This is a genomic window from Acidovorax sp. M14, assembly GCF_049331375.1.
GTDB lineage: Bacteria > Pseudomonadota > Gammaproteobacteria > Burkholderiales > Burkholderiaceae_C > Acidovorax.
In genome coordinates, this window is the sequence record NZ_CP186263.1 from 764,048 (window position 1) to 785,644 (window position 21,597).

At 63.7% G+C, this 21,597-nt stretch carries 17 protein-coding genes; 16 read left to right on the top strand and 1 reads right to left on the bottom strand.

Going from position 1 to position 21,597, the window contains the following annotated elements; all coding sequences use genetic code 11:
* Window positions 1–7 precede the first annotated feature (7 nt).
* On the top strand, window positions 8–1,087 hold the full coding sequence (locus ACOYR4_RS03600) for an acyltransferase family protein (protein WP_422848665.1): 1,080 nt from the start codon (window positions 8–10) through the stop codon (window positions 1,085–1,087).
* Here the strand turns inward: ACOYR4_RS03600 and ACOYR4_RS03605 are convergent.
* Complete coding sequence (locus ACOYR4_RS03605) at window positions 1,065–4,853, bottom strand: methyltransferase domain-containing protein (protein ID WP_422848666.1); 3,789 nt, start codon at window positions 4,851–4,853, stop codon at window positions 1,065–1,067. The two genes, ACOYR4_RS03600 and ACOYR4_RS03605, sit on opposite strands and share 23 nt — an antisense overlap.
* 80 nt (window positions 4,854–4,933) lie before the next feature.
* Between ACOYR4_RS03605 and ACOYR4_RS03610 the strand changes: the two genes are divergently transcribed.
* The 15 genes from ACOYR4_RS03610 (at window position 4,934) to ACOYR4_RS03680 (ending at window position 21,162) form a co-directional block, all read left to right on the top strand.
* A complete protein-coding gene (locus ACOYR4_RS03610; RefSeq protein WP_422848667.1) occupies window positions 4,934–5,722 on the top strand; it encodes a glycosyltransferase in 789 nt (262 codons plus the stop codon).
* A complete protein-coding gene (locus ACOYR4_RS03615; protein WP_422848668.1) occupies window positions 5,719–6,822 on the top strand; it encodes a glycosyltransferase family 4 protein in 1,104 nt (367 codons plus the stop codon). The genes ACOYR4_RS03610 and ACOYR4_RS03615 overlap by 4 nt, the downstream gene beginning before the upstream one ends.
* A gap of 76 nt (window positions 6,823–6,898) precedes the next feature.
* Entirely contained in the window at window positions 6,899–7,789 is an 891-nt protein-coding gene (gene argB, locus ACOYR4_RS03620) for an acetylglutamate kinase (protein ID WP_015012455.1), read from the top strand.
* A gap of 20 nt (window positions 7,790–7,809) precedes the next feature.
* Window positions 7,810–8,502 (top strand): response regulator transcription factor, encoded by a 693-nt coding sequence (locus ACOYR4_RS03625; RefSeq protein WP_015012456.1) that lies wholly within the window; start codon window positions 7,810–7,812, stop codon window positions 8,500–8,502.
* Window positions 8,503–8,586: 84 nt separating this feature from the next.
* Complete coding sequence (locus ACOYR4_RS03630) at window positions 8,587–10,038, top strand: ATP-binding protein (RefSeq protein WP_422848669.1); 1,452 nt, start codon at window positions 8,587–8,589, stop codon at window positions 10,036–10,038.
* A gap of 216 nt (window positions 10,039–10,254) precedes the next feature.
* The gene (gene slmA / locus ACOYR4_RS03635; RefSeq protein WP_422848670.1) at window positions 10,255–10,917 is read left to right on the top strand and encodes a nucleoid occlusion factor SlmA; all 663 of its coding nucleotides are present in this window, start codon (window positions 10,255–10,257) and stop codon (window positions 10,915–10,917) included.
* A gap of 148 nt (window positions 10,918–11,065) precedes the next feature.
* Complete coding sequence (locus ACOYR4_RS03640) at window positions 11,066–11,794, top strand: TetR/AcrR family transcriptional regulator (protein ID WP_291433990.1); 729 nt, start codon at window positions 11,066–11,068, stop codon at window positions 11,792–11,794.
* Between the two features lie 4 nt (window positions 11,795–11,798).
* Entirely contained in the window at window positions 11,799–13,595 is a 1,797-nt protein-coding gene (locus ACOYR4_RS03645; RefSeq protein WP_015012460.1) for an acyl-CoA dehydrogenase C-terminal domain-containing protein, read from the top strand.
* 45 nt (window positions 13,596–13,640) lie between these two features.
* Window positions 13,641–14,078: a DUF2147 domain-containing protein gene (locus ACOYR4_RS03650; RefSeq protein ID WP_110961461.1), complete on the top strand. Its 438-nt coding sequence runs from the start codon at window positions 13,641–13,643 to the stop codon at window positions 14,076–14,078.
* Between the two features lie 66 nt (window positions 14,079–14,144).
* On the top strand, window positions 14,145–16,574 hold the full coding sequence (locus tag ACOYR4_RS03655; RefSeq protein ID WP_422848671.1) for a 3-hydroxyacyl-CoA dehydrogenase NAD-binding domain-containing protein: 2,430 nt from the start codon (window positions 14,145–14,147) through the stop codon (window positions 16,572–16,574).
* A gap of 11 nt (window positions 16,575–16,585) precedes the next feature.
* Entirely contained in the window at window positions 16,586–17,095 is a 510-nt protein-coding gene (locus ACOYR4_RS03660; RefSeq protein ID WP_422848672.1) for a DUF4442 domain-containing protein, read from the top strand.
* A gap of 12 nt (window positions 17,096–17,107) precedes the next feature.
* Window positions 17,108–18,307, top strand: a complete 1,200-nt coding sequence (locus tag ACOYR4_RS03665; RefSeq protein ID WP_343733877.1) for an acetyl-CoA C-acyltransferase — start codon at window positions 17,108–17,110, stop codon at window positions 18,305–18,307.
* Between the two features lie 213 nt (window positions 18,308–18,520).
* Entirely contained in the window at window positions 18,521–19,411 is an 891-nt protein-coding gene (locus tag ACOYR4_RS03670; RefSeq protein WP_422848673.1) for an alpha/beta fold hydrolase, read from the top strand.
* A gap of 27 nt (window positions 19,412–19,438) precedes the next feature.
* Complete coding sequence (locus ACOYR4_RS03675) at window positions 19,439–20,311, top strand: acyl-CoA thioesterase (protein WP_422848674.1); 873 nt, start codon at window positions 19,439–19,441, stop codon at window positions 20,309–20,311.
* A 74-nt stretch (window positions 20,312–20,385) separates the two neighbouring features.
* Complete coding sequence (locus ACOYR4_RS03680) at window positions 20,386–21,162, top strand: enoyl-CoA hydratase (RefSeq protein WP_209816241.1); 777 nt, start codon at window positions 20,386–20,388, stop codon at window positions 21,160–21,162.
* The last annotated feature ends 435 nt before the right edge of the window (window positions 21,163–21,597 follow it).

Consider the following 21,597-nt stretch of genomic DNA (forward strand, 5'->3'; position numbering starts at 1 on the left):
GAGTCGCATGGCTAATCGCTTCGACCTGCTAAGGCTGATGGCCGCGCTGGCCGTTATGGTGGCTCACGGCGATTTTCTCTACCGCCTGCATTTGCCAGTGCTGTTCCCAGGGCACAGCTTGGGGTCTGTAGCGGTATATGTGTTTTTTTTCATCAGCGGATATTTGGTCTACCAAAGCTGGGTCCGCGAGCCCGATTGGCGAGCGTTCGGAATCAAGCGCGCGATGCGTATTTTCCCTGGGCTTATTGTGGCCGTGGCTTTTTCCGTTTTTGTATTAGGCTGGGCCGTCACCACACTGACTTCATCTGCTTATTGGCGCGCTGGGGGGACTTGGCTGAACTTCGCCAACAATTCCCTAGGGCTCGCCACGGTACAGACCTTGCCAGGCGTATTTGAAAGTAACCCGTTTGCTCGTGCCGTCAACGGTTCATTGTGGACTATTCGCTATGAAGTCTCGATGTATTTGGCCCTCGCTGCCATTGCGATAGTCTCACGCGAACGCCGATGGGTGTACCCACTGGCAGCGAGTGCGCTTGTATTGCTGTGGGAGGGAGCGCGTCAATGGCATTGGGACAGAGGTATTGAGGCTGGCGGCGGCTTCCTATCGGCTGCATTTCGCTGGCGGGACTTCTGTGGCTTTGGGGTCCCGTTCTTTATCGGCTCGTCGTTGGCTGCATACGCAGTACGCCCACGACTATGGATGGCGCTGGCTGCTGGTGTAGCGGTGGTTACTGCGTCTTCGGTTGAAAGTGAGCTGTTACGGCAGGCTTGTGTATGGATGCTGGTTGCCTGTGGCACTTTCTATGCAGCCCATGCGGGAATGGCTCGGGTTGAGTCCGGGCGATCAGAGCGTACCGATATTTCCTATGGGGTATACATTTATGCGTTCCCCGTCCAGCAAGCTGCAACGGCCCTGTGTCTGCGCCAAGGCTGGTCGCTTGCGGCATGCTTCGTGCTGTCGCTATTGCCGGTGCTGGTGCTTGCGCTTTTGTCATGGTTCTGGGTGGAGCGTCCTTGCATCATCGCAGCACATCGGTGGTTGGGTGTCATCCGCAGGACTTGGATCAAGACCTCAACCAGTTCTTGACTCCGCGTTGCCAATGAGCCGGAATCCACTGGGCCACACTGCGAAGGACTGGCACCGACCGCAAGTAGACCACCGCGCTCAAGAGACCTGATTTCGCACCAAGGACAGAAGCCTTTTGGGGTAAATAGACCTGGAGCGCGTCGCTGCTCAATGGCTGTGCCGAGCTGCGCCGGGGAGCGGCTTGCTCGGCAAAGTACTCGGATCGGTAGTGCCAATCATCTGAGCGAACAGTCGCCGCGGCGCAATCCAAGAGGCTCACAGTCGGTGCGGGAGGCTGGCCTAGCACGAAATGTTTTGCTTGGATGTCGGTGAATGCATCAATCCACTCCTTGGCACTGAGGTCCCAACGAAACACCCAACTCCACGGCCGGGCAGCAACGCGCTCTGCGAACGCTCCCAAGTCGGTGACTACCACGGGTAATGCAGACTGCAATGCGGCACTCAGCGTGTAGCTATATGTCTCCGGCCACTGCGCTGGGAACCACACGAGATCGGGCTTCAGCCATTCGAGCAGACCCGGAAGATCCGACTCCTCATACTGGCCATGGACAGTCAGCTTGGCACGCGGCTGCGTCTGCAGATGGCGATATCCATAACCCAGTAGGTGAAACTCTACATTTACCCTCTGCTTTGCAGCTTCGACCGCCGTCGCCTCCAGCAAGTCCGCGCCTTTGATTGCACTGAGTGCTCCGATAACGGCGATCTTGAGTGGGGCGTTGGCGGGTAGGGGCTGAGGAGCCGGAGCTTCCAGTGTTACTGCGCTAGCGTTATTTAAGTCCGTGTGGGGAACTACCCTAACGCGCGCGCCCGGTGCGAACGCGGCGATGCGCCGGGCTGTGTCATGGCTTGGAGCAAAGACATGCCGTGCGTTTGTAAGGAATAGCTCGTTGCGGTGCCGCCAATCTGCGATTGTGCCGGTGCCTGCGGGCGCCGCATCTTCGGGCGAGCAGCAGGCGCACACGCCAGGCTGAGGTTCTCTGGCATAGCGGTTGTCCTTTCCTGTCAAGGAAATATGCGCGCAGTAGCTGTAGAAGTCGTGTGCTGTGAAGTCGTAAGCTATGCCCAGTTGGTGCGGCAAATCCATGATTACGGGATCGTGGCCCAGCAGATGATGGTAGTGGATATGGGCCACGCCAAGCTTTTGCAAAATCTCTACCAAGTCCGGTAATTGGTCGGCGAGCCGGAAGACCAGCTGAAAGCCTTCCTTTTGTGCGGCAAGCTCCAGAACCACGCTATGACCAGGGGCTGGCTTGAGGGTCAGGAACACTGCTTTGTCTGCCAAATGCTGCGCCAATTCGCGCACGTGGCGAAGGGTTCCGCCCGCGCGGTCGTGCAGCACAGCCAACACGGTAGGCAGGCCTGCCTGCGCGATCCTAGCGGCGTCGATCGCCAGACGGAAGGCTTGCGCAGGGTCCGTCTGCACGAACGCCATGACAGCTTTCTCGTAGCGAGGATGCAGCCGCCTGAGCGTTTCCATGGCTGCTCGTTCGCGGGGGCTCTTGCTGTCGCCAAAGCTCACTCCACCAGTGTGCAGCACGAAAGTGTCGAGGTTGTGAAGGTTGCGCCAGCCCTTGGCGGCCGCCCGCTGGCAGAAGTCGTTTTCCTCGCCGTACCCTTTGCCGAAGTTCTCGGTGTCGAACAGGCCGACCTCCGCCAGGCAATCGCGGCGGATGTACATACAAAAGCCCACGCCAGTGGGCACATCCACCACCGCGCCAGGATTTGTTACGGCGCACAGGGCGTCTAGCCTTGCAGTGCTGTACCCCTCCGGCAGGTCGTTGCCTTCGCAGAACCGCGGATAGCTGCAGATGGTCGCGTTGTTCGAGAACGGGGTGACGGACGCCACCTTCCGGTCGCTGTAGGCGGCGCGGCGGATGCGGTCCAGCCAGTCGTTGGCGACTTCCGTGTCGCTGTTGAGCAGCAGCACGTCGTGGCAGTCGCTCAGTGCCATGCCCCGATTCACTGTGCCTACGAAGCCCAGGTTTTCGGCATTTTCAAGCAGCATGATGCGACTGTCCTGTGCGGCCTTTTCGCGCAGCCACTTTGTTACCTCGGGCTCGGGACTGGCATCATTGATCACGATCAGGCGGTACGGGCTGCTGCACGAACTGGCCAGCACGGATTCGACACACAGGCGGGTATCCGCCAGACCGCGGTAGACCGGTACGATGACATCTACCGGATGGTCAGGGGCGGCAATGGGCTGTGGGTCGGAGGTTGCCGCGGCACTGCTCCTTTTGGGCGTGCGGCCCAGCAATCGGTCAATGCGCATTTTTGCGTGCACCAGGGGGCGTGTGGCGCGGAAAACAGTGGAGGCTTCGATATTCTTCAGGTGCCAGGCCAGTTCGTCGTAGTCACGCTGCAAACGCGTGGCTTCCAACTGCCACGTGGCCCGCTGGTGCGCCGTGGCACGGTGGCATTCTTCGAGGAGCGCATTGCGGCTGCGCGCAGTCGCCAGATCTGACGCTAGGCTGGTTTGCACCTGTTGCAGATGCCCTTGCGTGTCTCTGAGCGCTGCTTCCAACTCCGCAATGCGGTCGTGTAGTGGAAGAACGGTGGCCGACAGCGCCAAGTAGTCGGTAGACATCGGCCAGCCCAGTTCGATGTCAAGGGCCAAGCTGTGGTCGCTGTGATCGGTGAGAACCTGTTCGGCGATGGGTAACTCAAACCAGGGATCCTCGCCGGACATCAGAATCAGGGTCGCTCCGCTAGCCGCCGGCAGGGGGGCCTGCCAGACGATGTCGTGGTGCCGCGTCGTCGCCAGCAATGATCGCTGGGCGGCCTGCGCGCTCCAGTGCCAGAGCGTGGCGCCGTCGGTGTTTTTGAGTGTGATGCCGTAAAGGTGCAGGTAGCCAGCGCGGTCGGCTGGGTCGAGCCGTAGATGGGTGTAGGGCGTTTCGCTGGCAGGTAGGACGAAGCGCACGACCTGTCGCTCCTCACCGATCACGCCCGAAGCAGTGAGCTTGTCAGTCTCGCGGTACTGGCCATTGCGACCAATGTAGAGTTCGGCCGAAAAGTGTGCCTTGCCCGCTGCAGGAAACGACTCCTGTGTTGTGGCGGCCTGATCGGCTGACTCCACCGGACGGGCGGCACCCACGAATTGATAGCTCAGCGCGTCGGGGCTAGAAAGCAGGAACCGCGCGACTGCGGGGGGGAGGTCGTCGAACTCGATCTGAAACTCCGACTCAGGAATCGGCCGCTCGATGACTTCCAGCGACTCGATGGCCCAGCGCTGCTCTGCCATGAAACGTATCAGAGACCGGCGCGTGAAAAAACGCAGGTGGGTTTCGTCCAGCAAACCTTCCTTGCGGTACTTGAACTCGCCCTTGAGCAGCTCGGCGATCAGGCCGCTGTAACTAGCGTTCGGCACCGAAATGAGAAGCCGGCCCTCGGGCGTGAGCATGCTACGGCATGCGGTCAGCACCAGCTCCGGACGCCGCAGGTGTTCGAGAACGTCCGCGCAGACGATGGCGTCATAGCGATCAGCCGCGAACAGGGCGTGCAGGTCGGCGGTTTCCAGGTCCGCCACATGCACATAGCGGTAGTGAGGCCGGGCGTGGGCCGCCTCGGCTTCGCTCCAGGTGACACCGTCAGTGACACATTGGCGGGTTTCGGCGAGATACTGGCCCAGCGCGCCACTGCCGCATCCCAGGTCCAGCACCCTGGAGCCTGGTGGAATCATCTCGGCGAGCGTGGAGAGTGAGGTTCGTTCTTCGGGACGAATGCTACGTAGATAGACGTGCAAGTCCTCAATTGTTTGCGTCATCCCGGAATTATGACGGTGCTTGTCGCGGTGCCTAAAGGATATTGTTACAACTGGGGCGCCATCCAAACGACAATACTCGGGTGTCACATTTAGCCTCCCGTTCCCCGCCATCCGTTGTCGTTTCGATCGTCAGCCATGCCCACGGCCCTCAGATCCAAGCGTTGCTGGAGGCGCTGGCCCGCCTGAATTCTCCGATGGTCGCAAGGGTCGTGCTCACGCTGAACGTGCCTGAGCCCGAGCCCCTGTGGCCGGCTGCCAACCAACTCCCCTTTGCACTCGATATTGTCCGAAACTCCTTTCCTAGGGGCTTCGGTGCCAATCACAACCGGGCTTTGGCTGGTGTTGCAGAAGGTTTCGTATGTGTGCTCAATCCGGACGTCGTGTTGCGGGAAGACCCGTTCGTCCCGCTGGTTCAGATTCTGGAAGGTCAACCGGATAGCTGCGCTTACCCCGTCCAAGTGGATGGCGCGGGGCGTGTACAGGACAGCGAGCGCGAAATTCCGTCGCCGCTGGCGCTGTTCCGTCGGCGCTTTTTGAAACAGACTGAGCACCGAGTGGATTGGGTGAATGCAGCTTGCCTACTGATGCCCGCTGCCGTGTGGCACGGTATGGGTGGGTTTGATGAGCGTTACTTTATGTATTGTGAAGATGTGGACTTTTGTCTCAGACTCCGGCTTCGGGGGGGGCGGCTACTTCAAGCGCCGGTCCAGGTCATCCACATCGGCCAGCGGGCCAGTGGGCGTCGGTTAAATCACCTTGCTTGGCACGTTCGAAGCTTGATGCGGCTCTGGACATCCCCTGTCTATCGTCAGTCGCTACAGTTGCTAACTGGAGTCCGTCCCATCAAAGGTACCATCGGCACCCCATGATTTGGTTGTCTGTGGTCGGTTTTTTGGTAGCGGCGGTGGCTGCGGGGCTCATAGTGCGATGGGGGCGCGAGCATGCCGCTGTTTATGGCGACAACATGCCGCAGCGGTTTCACCTGGGGCATGTTCCTCGGCTCGGGGGGGCGGCGCTGGTGCTCGGGACTGCCGTCGGATGGGCGCTGGGAGTGCTGCAGTCTACTCACTGGGGAGATCCAGGCTCCTTGCGACTCGACTACTGGGTGGTGGGTTGGCTGCTCGTGGTGCTTCCTGCTGCCGTGGGCGGTATTGCGGAAGACCTTACCCAGCGCCTTTCCGTGCGTTACCGGCTGACGTTGACCGGAGTATCCGGCGCATTGGCCGTAGGTTTGTCGGGTCTAAGCCTGCCTCGCATGGGTTTGCCTTGGTTGGATGCCGTTTTGGCTGCCGCCCCTTGGTTAGGTCTCGCCATCGTTGTGCTGGCCGTCGCAGGCCTACCCCACGCCTTCAATATCATCGACGGCTACAACGGACTGGCTGGAATGGTGGCCTTGATTGTTTGCCTGGCCCTGGCTCACGTGGCGCTGCAGGTGGGCGATCGTGCGCTGGCGGCACTCCTCGTATCCACCGCTGCGGCCACCGGCGGCTTTCTGGTCTGGAACTACCCGCGGGGCATGTTGTTTGCCGGTGATGGCGGGGCCTATGTGTGGGGCGTGGTGATCGCCATGGCCAGCATATCGCTGGTACAGCGCAACGCAGACGTGTCGCCCTGGTTCCCGATGCTGCTGCTGATCTACCCGGTGTGGGAGACGGTTTTTTCCATCTACCGCAAGGCGGTGCGTGGGGTTTCTCCGGGGGTGGCGGATGCTCTGCACTTCCACCAGCTCATCTACCGCCGCATCGTGCGCGGGGTGTTTCACGATGATGAGTCCCGCCGGGTGCTTATGCGCAACAACCGCACCTCACCCTATCTGTGGGGCTTCACGCTCTTGACCGTGGTGCCGGCGGTGCTGTTCTGGAACAACACCCCCTTGCTCATGGCGTTTTGCGGGTTGTTTGTAGTCAGCTACGTCATGGCCTATCTGGCCATCGTGCGGTTCAAAGTACCAAACTGGCTGCGGCACTGAAGTCTTCTTGTCTTCGCGCGCCCGGCGAATGCGGCACAATTTGCGCCTCACTGTTTTCTTCGGATGGCACGCCTCCATGACCGACCTTCTTTCGATTGCCCCGCGCGACAAGGCTGAAATCCTGGCCCAGGCGCTGCCTTACATCCGCAAGTTCCATGGCAAGACCATGGTCATCAAGTACGGCGGCAACGCCATGACCGACCCGGCCCTACAGGCAGACTTTGCCGAGGATGTGGTGCTGCTCAAGCTGGTGGGCATGAACCCCGTGGTGGTGCACGGTGGCGGCCCGCAGATTGAGACGGCGCTCAACCGCCTGGGCAAGAAGGGCGAGTTCATCCAGGGCATGCGCGTGACCGATGCCGAGACCATGGAAGTGGTCGAATGGGTGCTGGCGGGCGAGGTGCAGCAGGACATCGTGGGTCTGATCAATCAGGCTGGTGGCAAGGCCGTGGGCTTGACCGGCCGGGACGGCGGCATGATCCGCGCGCAAAAGCTCAAGATGGTGGACAGCAAGGACCCCACCATCGAACACGACGTGGGGCAGGTGGGCGACATCGTCTCCATCGACCCCAGCGTGGTGAAGGCGCTGCAGGACGATGCGTTCATTCCCGTCATCAGCCCGATTGGTTTTGGCGAGAACAACGAGAGCTACAACATCAACGCGGATGTGGTGGCCAGCAAGCTGGCCACGGTGTTGCGGGCCGAAAAGCTGATGCTGCTGACCAACACGCCCGGTGTGCTCGATAAGGCCGGCAACCTGCTGACCGACCTGACGGCCCGCCGTATCGACGAACTGTTTGCCGACGGCACGATCTCGGGCGGCATGCTGCCCAAGATCGCCGGCGCGCTGGATGCTGCCAAAGCCGGCGTGAATGCCGTGCACATTATTGACGGACGTGTGCCCCATGCCATGCTGCTGGAGATCCTGACCGACCAGGCCTACGGCACCATGATCCGGTCCCACTGATCTCCCCGCGTGAGGGCACCATGCGCCTGCTGTTGGTCGAAGACGATGTGATGGTGGCCAGCGGCATCAAGCTGGGGCTCACCGACGCGGGTTACGCAGTGGACTGGGTGGGCAGCGGCGAGCGGGCCGAGGAGGTACTGCGCGCCGAGTCGTTTGATGCCGCCATCATCGACATCGGGCTGCCTGCCATGGACGGCCTGGAGCTGACACGCCGCCTGCGCCGCCCGGACATGGCAAGCCCTGCCATGCCCGTGTTGATCCTGACAGCGCGAGACGCGCTGCATGACCGGGTGCAGGGGCTGGACCTGGGGGCTGACGACTACATGGTCAAGCCGTTTGAGCTGCCTGAGCTGCTGGCACGCCTGCGGGCGCTGCTGCGCCGTTCCCAGGCTGCGACCACGGCCGTGCTGAGTTTTGGCCCGCTGGAATTGGACACGGCCGGGCGCCGGGCCAGTATGCGTACGCCGGCGGGTGAACAGGTCATCGAACTGGGACCCCGCGAGTGGACAGTGCTTGAATACCTGCTCATCAACGCGCCCAAGCCCGCGAGCAAAGACAAGCTCCTTCAGGCGCTAACGGGGTGGGACAAGGAGATCACCCCCAACGCTGTGGAGGTCTATGTCTCGCGCCTGCGGGGCAAGCTGGAACCCCACGGCGTGGCGCTGCGGTCCATCCGGGGCTTTGGGTACCGCCTCGAACTGCAGGCCCCCTGAGCAGCAACTTTCTCACCCGCATCTCTCGGCCGCCCCGCCATGCTTTGGAAGAAGAACTCCTCCCGGCGGCCCGGTTTGCGCGCAATGACGTCGGATTTGCGCACCCGGCTGTTGCTGATGCTGGTGTTGCCGCTGTGTGTGCTGGCGCTGGTGGGGGTCTGGCTGGACTACCGATCGGCCGACGAGGCGGCTGGCCAGCACGACCAGCGGCTGGTACGGCTGCTGCCGGCGTTGGCCGATTCGGTGCTGGCGCCACCCATTCACGACAACGACCCGCCGTTGCTCCTGCTCGCGCCGCCCATTGAAGACTTCCTGCGTCAGAACGCCGGCTTTGCAGCCTACAGCGTGCGTGACACCTCCGGCCGCCTGCTGCTGGGCGAGGGCTGGGTGCATGGCGCCGTGCCCACCACCCAGGCCCCGGAGTTCCACAGCGTGGAATTCGGCGGGGTGACCTACCGGGTGGCGGCACAGCGCGGGCGCACAGGGGCGGGCGAGCTGGTGGTGGCTCTGGCCGACGGGTCAGACCCGCGCCAGAAATGGGCGCAACAACTGCTGCTGCGCGTGTTGTTGCCCAACCTGGTGCTGCTGGTGGCGGCGGGTTTTGCGATCCACTGGGCGGTGCGGCAGGCCTTCAAGCCCCTGGTGGGTTTGGCCGAGGCGGTGGAGCGCCGCTCGCCGCGGGACCTCAGCCCCATCGACGAGGCCGCATCGCCCGACGAGGTGCGCCCCCTGGTGCACTCGCTCAACCGCCTGTTTGCGCTGGTCAACGCGCAGGCGGAGGGGCAGCGGCGCTTTGTGGCCGACGCGGCGCACCAGCTGCGTACGCCCCTCGCAGGCCTGCAGGCCCAGGTCGAGGCCTGGGCCATGATGGCCAAGGCGGCAGCGCCACCCCGCACCTCTTTCCCGGATTTCGACCGAAAAATGCCGCTAGCGCATGAAGATCGTGCGCATGGTGCTATTGTTTTAGGAGTTGATCAGATCGAGAAGCTGCGCAATGCCACGCGCCGCACTTCGCAGCTGGCGCACCAGCTGCTGGCGCTGTCCCGGGCCGATGCCCGCAGCCTGGATGCGCAACCGCCGCAGCGGGTGGACCTCAAGGACCTGTGCGAATCGCTGCTCGAGAACTTTCTGGACGCCGCTACCGGCAAGGGCCTGGATTTGGGGCTCGATGTGCAGCTGGTGCATGTCACAGGCCACGGCTGGCTGCTGCGCGAGCTGTTGTCCAACCTGGTGGACAACGCCATCAAGTACACCCCGCCGGGGGGCGTGGTCACCATCCGCTGCGGACTGCGCCAGGGGCGTCTGGGTCCGCCACGTCCCTACATGGAGGTGGAGGACGACGGCCCGGGGGTGCCGGAGAGTGAGCGCACCCGCGTGCTGCAGCGCTTCTACCGCGTGCCCGGCGCGGGCGGTGAGGGCACCGGCCTGGGGCTGGCGATTGCGGACGAGATTGCCCGTGTGCACCGCGCCGCGCTGACGCTGGGCACCGGCCCCCAGGGGCGGGGGCTCGTGGTGGCGGTGGTGTTCCCGCTGTAGTGGTGCGTGCCCTGAGGCCTGCCAGGGCCCGCGGGGATCGCTTTGGGGCCTGTGCGAGAATCATTTCCACACACGATTGACTTGTGCAAACAGCTGGCGCCCCGACTCCTCCTGGCTGCTGCAAGACGTGACATCGTGATCCACGCCCTGCCGTGATCCGACCATGCCCGGTGGCATGTGTTCCGGGCGCGGGGCCCACCGGAGTCCCTGTCCTGCATGTCTGAAATCTCGCCCCTCCCCGAGTCCGCCAGTACCGCCGAAGCGGGTGATGTTGTGGCTGCCCGCAAGCGGCCCAAGCCCGGGGAGCGGCGCATCCAGATCCTGCAGGCCCTGGCCGCCATGCTGGAGCAGCCGGGGGCCGAACGCATCACCACCGCCGCGTTGGCCGCACGCCTGTCGGTCAGCGAGGCCGCGCTGTACCGCCACTTCGCCAGCAAGGCGCAGATGTTCGAGGGCTTGATCGATTTCATCGAGCAGTCGGTGTTCACGCTGGTGCAGCAGATCACCGGGCGCGATGTGCCTGACCCCGCACAGCCTGCCGACGCGGGCGCGCGCCAGGCTGCCCGCATCGTGGCTCTGGTATTGCAGTTTGGCGAACGCAACCCTGGCATGGTGCGGGTGATGGTGGGCGACGCGCTGGTGTTCGAGCACGAGCGCCTGCAGCAGCGCATGAACCAGTTTTTTGACCGCATCGAATCCACCCTGCGCCAGTGCCTGCGGGCTACTACGGCTGCATCCAGCACGCCCACGGTGGACGCCCAGGTGGCGGCCAGCGTGCTGACGGCCTTTGTGGTCGGGCGGCTGCAGGGCTATGCCCGCTCGGGGTTTCGGCGCTTGCCCACCGAGCACCTGGAGGCCAGTCTGGCGCTGATGCTGTAGCCAGCAGACGGCTGAGGCAGCGTTACCCAGCAAAGGTGGCGCGGCTGCAACGGGTGGTTTGGGTGCGTCTCCCTATTTTTTCCGGGGGCTTGGGGTGTGCGGGTAAATTGCTGCAGAATAGAACGAACGTTCGTTTTTATTCGTGCCCATGTCCTCCACCCCCGAATCCCGCCAGGTCACCCGCATTCCGCGCGCTCGCAGCGGTACGGGCCGTGCACTGCAAAAGGGCCAGCAGACCAAGGCGGCCATCGTCGAGGCGGCGCTGGGCCTGGCCACCCACATCGGTCTAGAGGGCCTTTCCATCGGGGCGCTGGCCGACGTCACGGGCATGAGCAAGTCGGGCGTGTTCGCCCACTTTGGCTCGCGCGAAGAGCTGCAGATCTCCGTGATCCGCGAATACCACACCCGCTTCGAGCAGGAAGTGTTCTACCCCGCCATGTCCGCCCCGCGCGGCGTGGCGCGTTTGTCGGCGCTGTTCGACAACTGGATGAAGCGCACCTCCATCGAAATCGACTCGGGCTGCATCTACATCAGCGGCGCGGTCGAGTTTGACGACCGCACCGGCCCCGTGCGCGATGCGCTGGCCAGTTCGGTGCTGACCTGGCATGCCGCCATGCGCCGCGCCATCGAGCAGTGTAAGGAACTGGGCGAGCTGCGGGCCGACACCAAGGAAGAGCAGATGCTCTTCGAGATCCATGGCCTGATTCTCGCGCTGCACTACGAAGCGCGGTTCCTGCAGACCCCGGGCTCCATCGACCGGGCCGTCGTGGGCTTTCACAACATTCTGGCGCGTTACAGCGCGCCGACAGCGGCAGCCAAGGCACCCACAGTGGCGCGCCGCAAAGTTTCCAACCAAACCACCACATCCAAGGAGTAAACCCATGCCTACCTATACGCCGCCCCTGCGCGACATGCAATTCGTCATGCACGAAGTGCTCAAGGTCAGTGATGAATTCAAGGCGATGCCACCCCACGCCGAAGTGGATGTGGACACCATCAACGCCGTGATCGAAGAGGCCGGCAAGTTTGCCGCCGAAGTCGCGTTCCCGCTTAACATCAGCGGCGACACCGAAGGCTGCGTGCTGAACAAGACCACGCACGAAGTGAAGACCCCCACCGGCTTCAAGGACGCGTATGCCAAGTACGTGGAAGGCGGCTGGGCAGCGCTGAGCTGCGATCCGGCCTATGGCGGCCAGGGCCTGCCTTTCGTGCTGAACCAGTGCCTGTACGAGATGCTGAACTCGGCCAACCAGGCCTGGACGATGTACCCCGGCCTGTCGCACGGCGCATACGAAGCCCTGCACGCCCACGGCACCGACGCCCAGAAGGCCCTGTACCTGCCCAAGCTGACCAGCGGCGAATGGACCGGCACCATGTGCCTGACCGAACCCCATTGCGGTACCGACCTGGGCCTGATGCGCACCAAGGCCGAACCCCAGGCCGACGGCACCTACAAGATCACCGGCAACAAGATCTTCATCAGCGCCGGTGAGCATGACATGGCCGCCAACATCGTTCACCTGGTGCTGGCCCGCCTGCCCGATGCGCCCAAGGGCAGCAAGGGCATCAGTCTGTTTGTGGTGCCCAAGTTCAACGTCAATGCCGACGGCTCCCTGGGCGAGCGCAACCCGATCTTCTGCACGGGCCTGGAGCACAAGATGGGCATCCACGGCAACGCCACCGCGCAGATCGCTCTGGACGGCGCCATCGGCACCATGGTGGGCCAGCCCAACAAGGGCCTGGCTGCCATGTTTGTGATGATGAATGCCGCCCGTCTGGGCGTGGGCAACCAGTCGCTGGGCCTGACCGAAGTGGCTTACCAGAACGCCCTGGCCTACGCCAAGGACCGCATCCAGTCGCGCAGCCTGTCGGGCCCCAAGGCCAAGGACAAGGACGCCGACCCCATCATCGTGCACCCCGATGTGCGCAAGATGCTGCTCACCGCCAAGGCCTACGCCGAAGGTGGCCGCGCGCTGCAGATCTTCTGCACGCTGCTGCTGGACAAGGTGCACAGCCACCCCGATGAAAAGGTGCGCAAGGATTCCGAAGAACTCGTGGCCCTGCTGACCCCCATCGTCAAGGCCTTCATCACCGACAACGGCCACATCAGCACCAACGCGTGCATGCAGGTCTTCGGCGGCCACGGCTTCATCAAGGAATGGGGCATGGAGCAGTACGTGCGGGACAACCGCATCAACATGATCTATGAAGGCACCAACACCATCCAGTCGCTCGACCTGCTGGGCCGCAAGGTGCTGGGCAACAACGGCGCCACGCTGAAAAAGCTGGGCAAGCTGATTGGCCAGCTGGTGGAAGAAGAGGGCGTGAACGAGCGCATGGCCGAGTTCATCAACCCCGTGGCCATGCTGGGCGACCAGATGACCAAGTTCACCACCGAGATCGGCTTCAAGGGCATGCAAAACCCCGACGAAGTGGGCGCTGCTGCGGTGGACTACCTGCGCGTGGCCGGCCACCTGGTGTTCGGCTACCTGTTCGCCCGCATGGCCCAGGTCGCCCTGCGCGAGATCGCAGCCGGCAACACCGACCCGTTCTACGGCGCCAAGCTGCAGACCGCGCGCTTCTACTTCGCCAAGCTGTTCCCCGAAACCGCCACGCTGATGCGCACCGCCCGTGCCGGCAGCAAGGTGCTGATGGACACCGATCTGGCCCTGGCCTGATCGGTGCCGGATGCGGATTTCAAGCCTTTTTGCCAGGGAGCGCAGATGTTCAAAGCGGTAGCAGCTATTGTTTTGGTAGCGGGTGCGCTGCCGGCCTGGGCGCAGATGACGCCCGAAGGCCTGTGGCGCAACATCGATGACAAGACCGGCGAGGCCAAGGCCGAGATCCGCATCCGCGACATTGGCGGCGGCGTGCTGCACGGAGCGCTGGAAAAGCGCCTGTCCAAGGACGCCAAGCCCGATGAGGTCTGCGACGAATGCTCGGACGACCGCAAGGGCAAGCCCATTCTCGGGCTGGAGATCATCCGTGGCGCCAAGAAGGCCGACGGCAAAGAAGTGTGGGAGGGCGGCAAGATTCTCGACCCTGAGAACGGTCGCAACTACACCCTGCGCATGACCCCCATCGAGGGCGGCAAGAAGCTCGAAGTGCGCGGCTCGATCGGCCCGTTTGGTCGCACGCAAACCTGGATCCGCGTCCAGTAAACCCCATTCCCGTGGCCGCGCGCACCCCAGCGGTGTCGCGCAGCGCCCCAACCAGGAACCCAACCCATGTCCCGATTTATCGAAACTCGCCCTACGGCTCGTTTTCAAGTGAAAAAAGTCGCCGTGCTCGGCGCAGGCGTGATGGGCGCGCAGATTGCCGCCCACCTCGTCAACGTGAAGGTGCCCGTGGTGCTGTTCGACCTGCCTGCCAAGGAAGGCCCGAAGAATGGCATCGTCACCAAGGCCGTCGAAGGCCTCAAGAAGCTCAAGCCCTCGCCCCTGGGTGTGGCCGACGATGCGGCGCTGATCCAGCAGGCCAACTACGAAGAGCACATGCACCTGCTCAAGGAATGCGACCTCGTGATCGAGGCCATTGCCGAGCGCATGGACTGGAAGCTCGACCTCTACACCAAGATCGCGCCCCACGTGGCCAAGCACGCCATCCTGGCGTCCAACACCTCGGGCCTGTCGATCACCAAATTGAGCGAAGTGCTGCCCGAGAGCATCAAGCCCCGTTTCTGCGGCATCCACTTCTTCAACCCCCCGCGCTACATGACGCTGGTGGAGCTGATCAACACCCCCACCACCCAGCCCGAAGTGCTGGACCAGCTCGAAGCCTTCGTCACCAGCGGCCTGGGCAAAGGCGTGGTGCGCGCGCACGACACACCCAACTTCGTGGCCAACCGCGTGGGCATCGCCGGCATGCTGGCCACGATGAAGGAAGTCGAGAACTTCGGTCTGACCTTCGACGTGGTGGACGACCTCACGGGCAAGAAGCTCGGCCGTGCATCCAGCGGCACCTTCCGCACCGCCGACGTGGTGGGTCTGGACACCATGGCCCACGTGATCAAGACGCTGCAGGACAACCTGAGCATTGAGACCGACCCGTTCTACGAAAGCTTTGGCACGCCCGCCGTGCTGAAAAAGCTGCTCGAGCTGGGCAACCTGGGTCAGAAGACCAAGGCAGGCTTCTTCAAGAAGGTCGGCCGCGATGTGATGCGCTTTGAGCTGGACAGCGAAGAATACGTGCCCGCCGGCCAGAAGGCCGACGAGGTGTATGCGCGCATGCTCAAGAAGCCCGCCGCTGAACGCCTGCGCCTGCTGCGCAACGCCGAAGGCGCGCCCGGCCAGTTCCTGTGGGCCATCCTGCGCAACAGCTTCCATTACGCCGCCGTGCACCTGGCCACCATTGCCGACAACGCCCGCGACGTGGACCAGGCCATGCGCTGGGGCTTTGGCATGAAGCAGGGCCCCTTCGAGCTGTGGCAAGAAGCCGGTTGGCTCGAAGTCGCGAAGATGATCCAGGAAGACATCGACGCTGGCAAAGCCCTGTGCAAGGCACCGCTGCCCGAGTGGGTGTTCAAGGGCCCCGTGGCCGACGCCGGTGGCGTGCACACCGCGCAAGGTTCGTGGAGTGCATCGCAGAACAAGTTTGTGCCCCGCCGCCAGTTGCCTGTGTACGAGCGCCAGATCTTCCCCGAGGCCCTACTGGGCGAAACCGGCCTGCCCGACTGGCGCACCGCTGGCACCACCATTGCGGAATCGAAAGCCCTGCGCACCTGGACGCTCGATGGCCAAGTGCTCATCGCCAGCATCAAGAACAAGATGCACGCCATCAGCCCCGAGGTGATGGAAGCGCTGATGGAAGCACTGGAACTGGCCGAGGCCGAGTACCAGGGCATGGTGATCTGGTCCGGCGACGCCCCCTTCAGTGTGGGGGCTGACCTGGAAGCCACGATGCCTGCCTTCATGGTCGGCGGCGCTGATGCAGTGGAAAGCATCGAGCAAGAGTTGCAAAACCTGATGATGCGCATCCGTTACGCGCAGGTGCCCGTGGTGGCTGCCATCCACGGCATGGCGCTGGGCGGTGGTTGCGAGCTGGCCGTGTATTCGGCCAAGCGCGTGGCGCACATGGAAAGCTATATCGGTCTGGTCGAAGTGGGCGTGGGCCTGGTGCCCGGCGCCGGCGGCCTGACCTACATCGCACGCCGCGCGGCCGAGAACATGGCGGCTTCGACCAGCAAAGACCTGCTGCCCTTCCTGACCGAAGGCTTCACCGCCGCCGCCATGGCCAAGGTGGGCACCAGTGCGCTGGAGTCGCGCAAGCTGGGCTACCTGCTGGACAGCGACATCATCGTGCCCCACAAGGATGAACTGCTGTTCGTCGCCATCAACGAAGCCAAGTCCATGGCTGCCAGTGGCTGGCGTGCACCGCACAAGCGCCTGTTCCCCGTGGCGGGCCGCAGCGGCCTGGCCACCATCAAGGCCCAGCTGGTGAACATGCGCGACGGCGGCTTCATCAGCGCCTACGACTTCAAGATCGGCGCCATGATCGCCGAGGTGGTCTGTGGCGGCGATGTGGATGCGGGCTCGATGGTGAGCGAGGAATACCTGCTCACGCTGGAGCGCAAGGTGTTCTGCCACCTGATCGCCCAGCCCAAGACGCACGAGCGCATCCTCGGAATGCTCTCCACGGGCAAGCCTGTTCGTAACTGATCGGCGTCACCATGACGAGCCCAACCCCCAACAAACTCCAGCGCTCGCTGATGCGCCTGGACGAGGCGCCCGCCTTCATGCGCGGCTTCGTGCAGAACATCATCCTGCGCCGGGCCGTGCCCTTCATCGGCACGGCCGGGGTGAAGTTCGTGTCGCTCACGCCCGAGCGTGTCGAGGTGCACCTGGCCAACGAGCGCCGGGTGCAGAACCACATCGGCGGCGTGCACGCGTCTGCCATGAACCTGCTGGCCGAAACGGCCACCGGCATGGTGGTGGGCATGAACGTGCGCGACGACTGCCTGCCGCTGGCCAAGGAGCTTTCCATGGCGTTCAAGAAGCGCGCCACGGGCGGCCTCAAGGCCGTGGCCACGCTCACTGCCGAGCAGCGCGCCGCCATGTTGGCCAGCGACAAGGGCGAGGTGCAGGTGAAAGTCACCGTGACCGACGAAGCCGGTGTGGAGCCGGTCGAATGTGTATTTACGTGGGCCTGGGTTCCTTCCAGCCGCCCCCCCAAGAATTGAAGGAGTTTCACCATGGCTCAAAAACAAGTCCAGGACGCCTACATCGTCGCCGCCACGCGTACGCCCATCGGGCGCTCGGGCCGCGGCTATTTCAAGAACACCCGGCCCGACGACCTGCTGGTCGCCGCCGTCAAGAGCGCCATGCTGCAGGTGCCCACGCTGGACCCCAAGGCGATTGAAGACGCCATCATTGGCTGCTCCTTCCCCGAAGGCGAGCAGGGCATGAACATGGCCCGCATTGCGATGGGCCTGGCGTTTGACCACCCCGTGGGCGGCGTGACGGTGAACCGTTTTTGTGCATCGGGCATCACCGCGCTGCAGATGGCCGCCGACCGCATCCGCGTGGGCGAAGCCGACGTGCTGATCGCCGGCGGCGCCGAGTCCATGAGCCTGGTGCCCATGGGCGGCAACAAGCCCTCGTTCAACGCCGAGATTTTTGCCAAGGACGAAAACGTGGGCATCGCCTACGGCATGGGCCTGACCGCCGAAAAGGTCGCCCAGCAGTGGAAGGTGAGCCGCGAGGCGCAGGACGCGTTCGCCCTCGAATCCCACCTGCGGGCCATCAAGGCGCAAAAGGCCGGTGAGTTCACCGATGAAATCACGCCCATCGAAATCGTGGAGCGTTCGCCCAACCTCGCCACCGGCGAAGTGGTGGAAAAGCGCCGCACCGTGAACCTGGACGAAGGCCCACGCCCCGACACGTCCCTGGAAGGCCTGGCCAAGCTCAAGCCCGTGTTCGCGGCGCGTGGCAGCGTCACGGCGGGCAACAGCTCGCAGACCAGCGATGGCGCCGGTGCGCTCATCGTGGCCAGCGAAAAGGCGGTGAAGCAGTTTGGTCTGACGCCCCTGGCCCGCTTTGTGAGCTACGCCGCGCGTGGCGTGCCGCCCGAGATCATGGGCATTGGTCCCATCGAGGCGATTCCTGCGGCGCTACGGTATGCGGGGCTCAAGAGTGATGACATCGGCTGGTACGAGCTGAACGAAGCGTTTGCGGCGCAGTCGCTCGCCGTGATCAACACGCTGGGGTTGAATCCTGCGAACGTGAACCCGATGGGCGGCGCGATTGCTCTGGGGCACCCGCTGGGGGCGACCGGTGCGATTCGCGCGGCGACGGTGGTGCACGCGCTGCGTCGGCACAAGCTGAAGTACGGCATGGTCACGATGTGTGTGGGGACAGGCCAAGGCGCCGCCGGCATCATCGAGGCGTTGTAACTGGCTACTGCGCAGGCCATCTGCGTCGTTGGGCGGTGCTCGCAATCCTCACGTACCGCAAGTACGTTCCGGTTGCTGCGCTCCGTCCGCCTAGCAGCTGATCCCGCTCGCTACGCCTTTGAGGGCGGAGTGTGAAGGCAGGGGGAAGTGCACTGCCTGTTTTTGTTTTCCATTCAAGCCGGCGCAGATCGGCATTGAGCTAAGGAGACAGACATGAACAAGCAAACTTTGCAGGTCAACGGGGCAGTGTCTTTGGCACTGCGTGTCTACGAACCCGAGCGCGCTCCGCGCGCCAGTGTCGTGATCGGCGGCGCGATGGGGGTGCGGCAGTCGTACTACGAGGCCTTTGCGCTGTGGATGGCGCAGCAGGGGTTTCGGGTCACCACGTTTGACTACCGCGGCCATGGCGATTCGCTGCAGGGCGCGATGCGTGATGTGAAGGCAGATCTGTTCGACTGGGCGCAGGACTACGAGGCGGTGATCACAGCCGCCAAGGCCGCGCTGCCGTCGCAGCCGCTGTACCTGCTGGGCCACAGCCTGGGCGCGCAGTTGCCGGGCTTGCTGAAAAAGCCCGAGCAGGTGGCGGGCCTGCTGAGCGTGGCCGCAGGCAGCGGCTACTGGCGTGACAACGCGCCGCAGCTCAAACGCATCGTTCCGTATTTCTGGTGGGTGCTGGTGCCGCTGGCCACGCGGCTGTGCGGGTACTTTCCGGGTCGCACACTCAAAAAGGTGGGCGACCTGCCTGCGGGGGTGATCCTGCAGTGGCGACGCTGGTGTCTGGACCCCGCTTACAGCGTGGGGGCCGAGGGGCCGGCGGTGGCGCGGAGTTATGGCGCGGTGCGGTTCCCGGTGCTGGCGCTGTCGATGGCCGACGATGAGCTGATGACCTTGCGCGGCACGCACAACCTCGTCAACCTGTACGCCAACACCGAGCGCCGGGTGGAGAGCATCACGCCGGCCGACCTGCAGGTGCGGCGCATTGGGCACTTTGGCTTCTTTCGCGACCAGTTCCGCCAAAGCCTGTGGCCGCGCGCAGCGGCTGAGCTGGCCGCACTGGGCGGTGGCGGAATGCCCCACGGCGAAGTCTCCGGTACGACGGCCTGAGCGGTCGTTTCGCGGCACACTTGCAGCATGACTTCCTCTTCATCCACTTCTTCGTCTGCGTCTTCGTCCTCCGCTATCCACCCGCTGGACGAGGCGCTGCAACTGACGGCTTCGTCCGCTGCGACGGGCCAGTACGAAGGGCAGACCCACCCCGGCTACTGGAACATGGTCGGCCCGTTTGGCGGCATCACCGCTGCCACGCTGCTACAGGCCATCTTGCAGCACCCCGACCGGCTGGGCGATCCGCTGTCGCTCACTGTCAACTATGCGGGCGCTTTGACCGCTGGTGCGTTCACGGTGCAGGCAACTCCTGTTCGCACCAATCGTTCCACCCAGCACTGGACGCTGTCGATTCTGCAGGCCGGTGCCGACGGCGCGCAGGTGGTCACCACCACGGCCACCGCCGTCACGGCCGTGCGCCGCGAGACCTGGAGCGTGGGCGACGTGCCCATGCCGCAGGTGCCACCCCCCGCAGAGCAAAAGGCCATCGTTGCCCCTTTGGGCGCTGTGGAATGGCTCAATCGCTATGAGATGCGCCCCATCGCTGGCTTCATCCCGCGCACCTGGGACGGCAGCGGCGACCACAGCCTGACGCAGCTGTGGATGCGCGACACACCACCGCGGCCGCTCGACTTCGTGGCGCTGTCCGCATTGGCTGATGTGTTCTTCCCCCGCGTGTGGCTGCGTCGCGCGCGCCAGGTGCCTGCGGGCACGGTGTCCATCACCGTGTACTTCCACGCCACGGCAGAGCAGCTGCAGGCCACGGGCACGGGCTTCCTGCTCGGCCAGGCGCGCGGGCAGGAGTTCCGCAACGGTTTCTTTGACCAGACCGTGCAGCTGTGGAACGAGGCTGGCACCATGCTGGCCACCAGCCATCAGATCGTTTACTACAAGGAATAGGAAGTCGGCCTGTTGCCCTGTGCCGTACCGCATTCCTCTCGTCCCAATCCATCCGACCCGGAACCTTCACCACCATGACCGAAGCCACCCAAGACATCCTCGTCCACTCCGAAGCGGGCGTGACCACCATCACCTTCAACCGCGTGGACAAGAAGAATTCCATCACGCGCGACATGTATGCCGCCATGGCCGACGCGCTGGATGCTGCCAAGGCCGACGCCAGCGTGCGCGTGGTGGTGTTCCAGGGCGACATCGCCATCTTCAGCGCGGGCAATGACATTGGCGACTTTCTGCAGCAGCCGCCTGCCACGCAGGACTCGCCGGTGTTCCGCTTTCTGCGCGGCATCGCCACCTTCCCCAAGCCTGTAATCGCATCGGTCTGCGGCCCGGCCGTGGGCATTGGCACGACGATGCTGTTCCATTGCGACCTGGTTTATGCGGGCGACAACGCGGCGTTCTCGATGCCTTTTGTGAATCTGGGTTTGTGCCCCGAGGCGGCATCGAGCCTGTTGGTGCCGCAGATGTTGGGGTATCACCGTGCTGCGGAGGCTTTGCTGTTGGGCGAGCCCTTCATGGCCGAGGCGGCGCTGGAAGTCGGCCTGGTGAACCGCGTGGTGCCGCCGACGGAGTGCAATGCCTATGCCCAGGCGCAGGCCAAAAAGCTGGCGGCCAAGCCGTTGTCGTCGCTCATCGAAACCAAGCGGTTGATGAAGGGTGGGCAGACGGCGAAGGTGCTGGAGGTGATGGCGGAAGAGGGCGAGAGCTTTGGGCGCATGTTGCGCGAGCCGGCGGCGCGGGAAGCTTTCTCGGCTTTCATGGAGAAGCGTAAGCCGGATTTCAGCGCGGTTTGAGTCACCGAATTTGAAGGTTTTTTTGACTGCAAGCGCTTATGCAGAAAGCGCTGGAAGCTATTGTTTTTATAGTTTTTTCTCGTCCCATCCGTTCGGGTTGGGCCTGTCGAGGCTTCTGTGCGGCGGCTACCGCATGCCCGTTTTGAGTGCGGGAGCCGGGAGTCGCCCGGCGTGCGAGTAACTTTCTTTTGCTTCGCCAAAAGAAAGTCACCAAAGAAAAGGCGACCCCCAGTCTGCGACCCCTGCGCTTCGCTACGGGGCAAACCTGCGGCGGGGCGGTTGCGGGGTGCGCCGTGGAACTCACTGCGCTGCGGTGCAGCTTCGTTCAGACAGCCACGGCGAGTCAGTTCACGAAGCATGGGCGCTCCGACGCCCATGCTCACCCCACAACCGCCCCGCCGCAGGCGCAGCCAGCAGGGGTGGGACATCCGAACA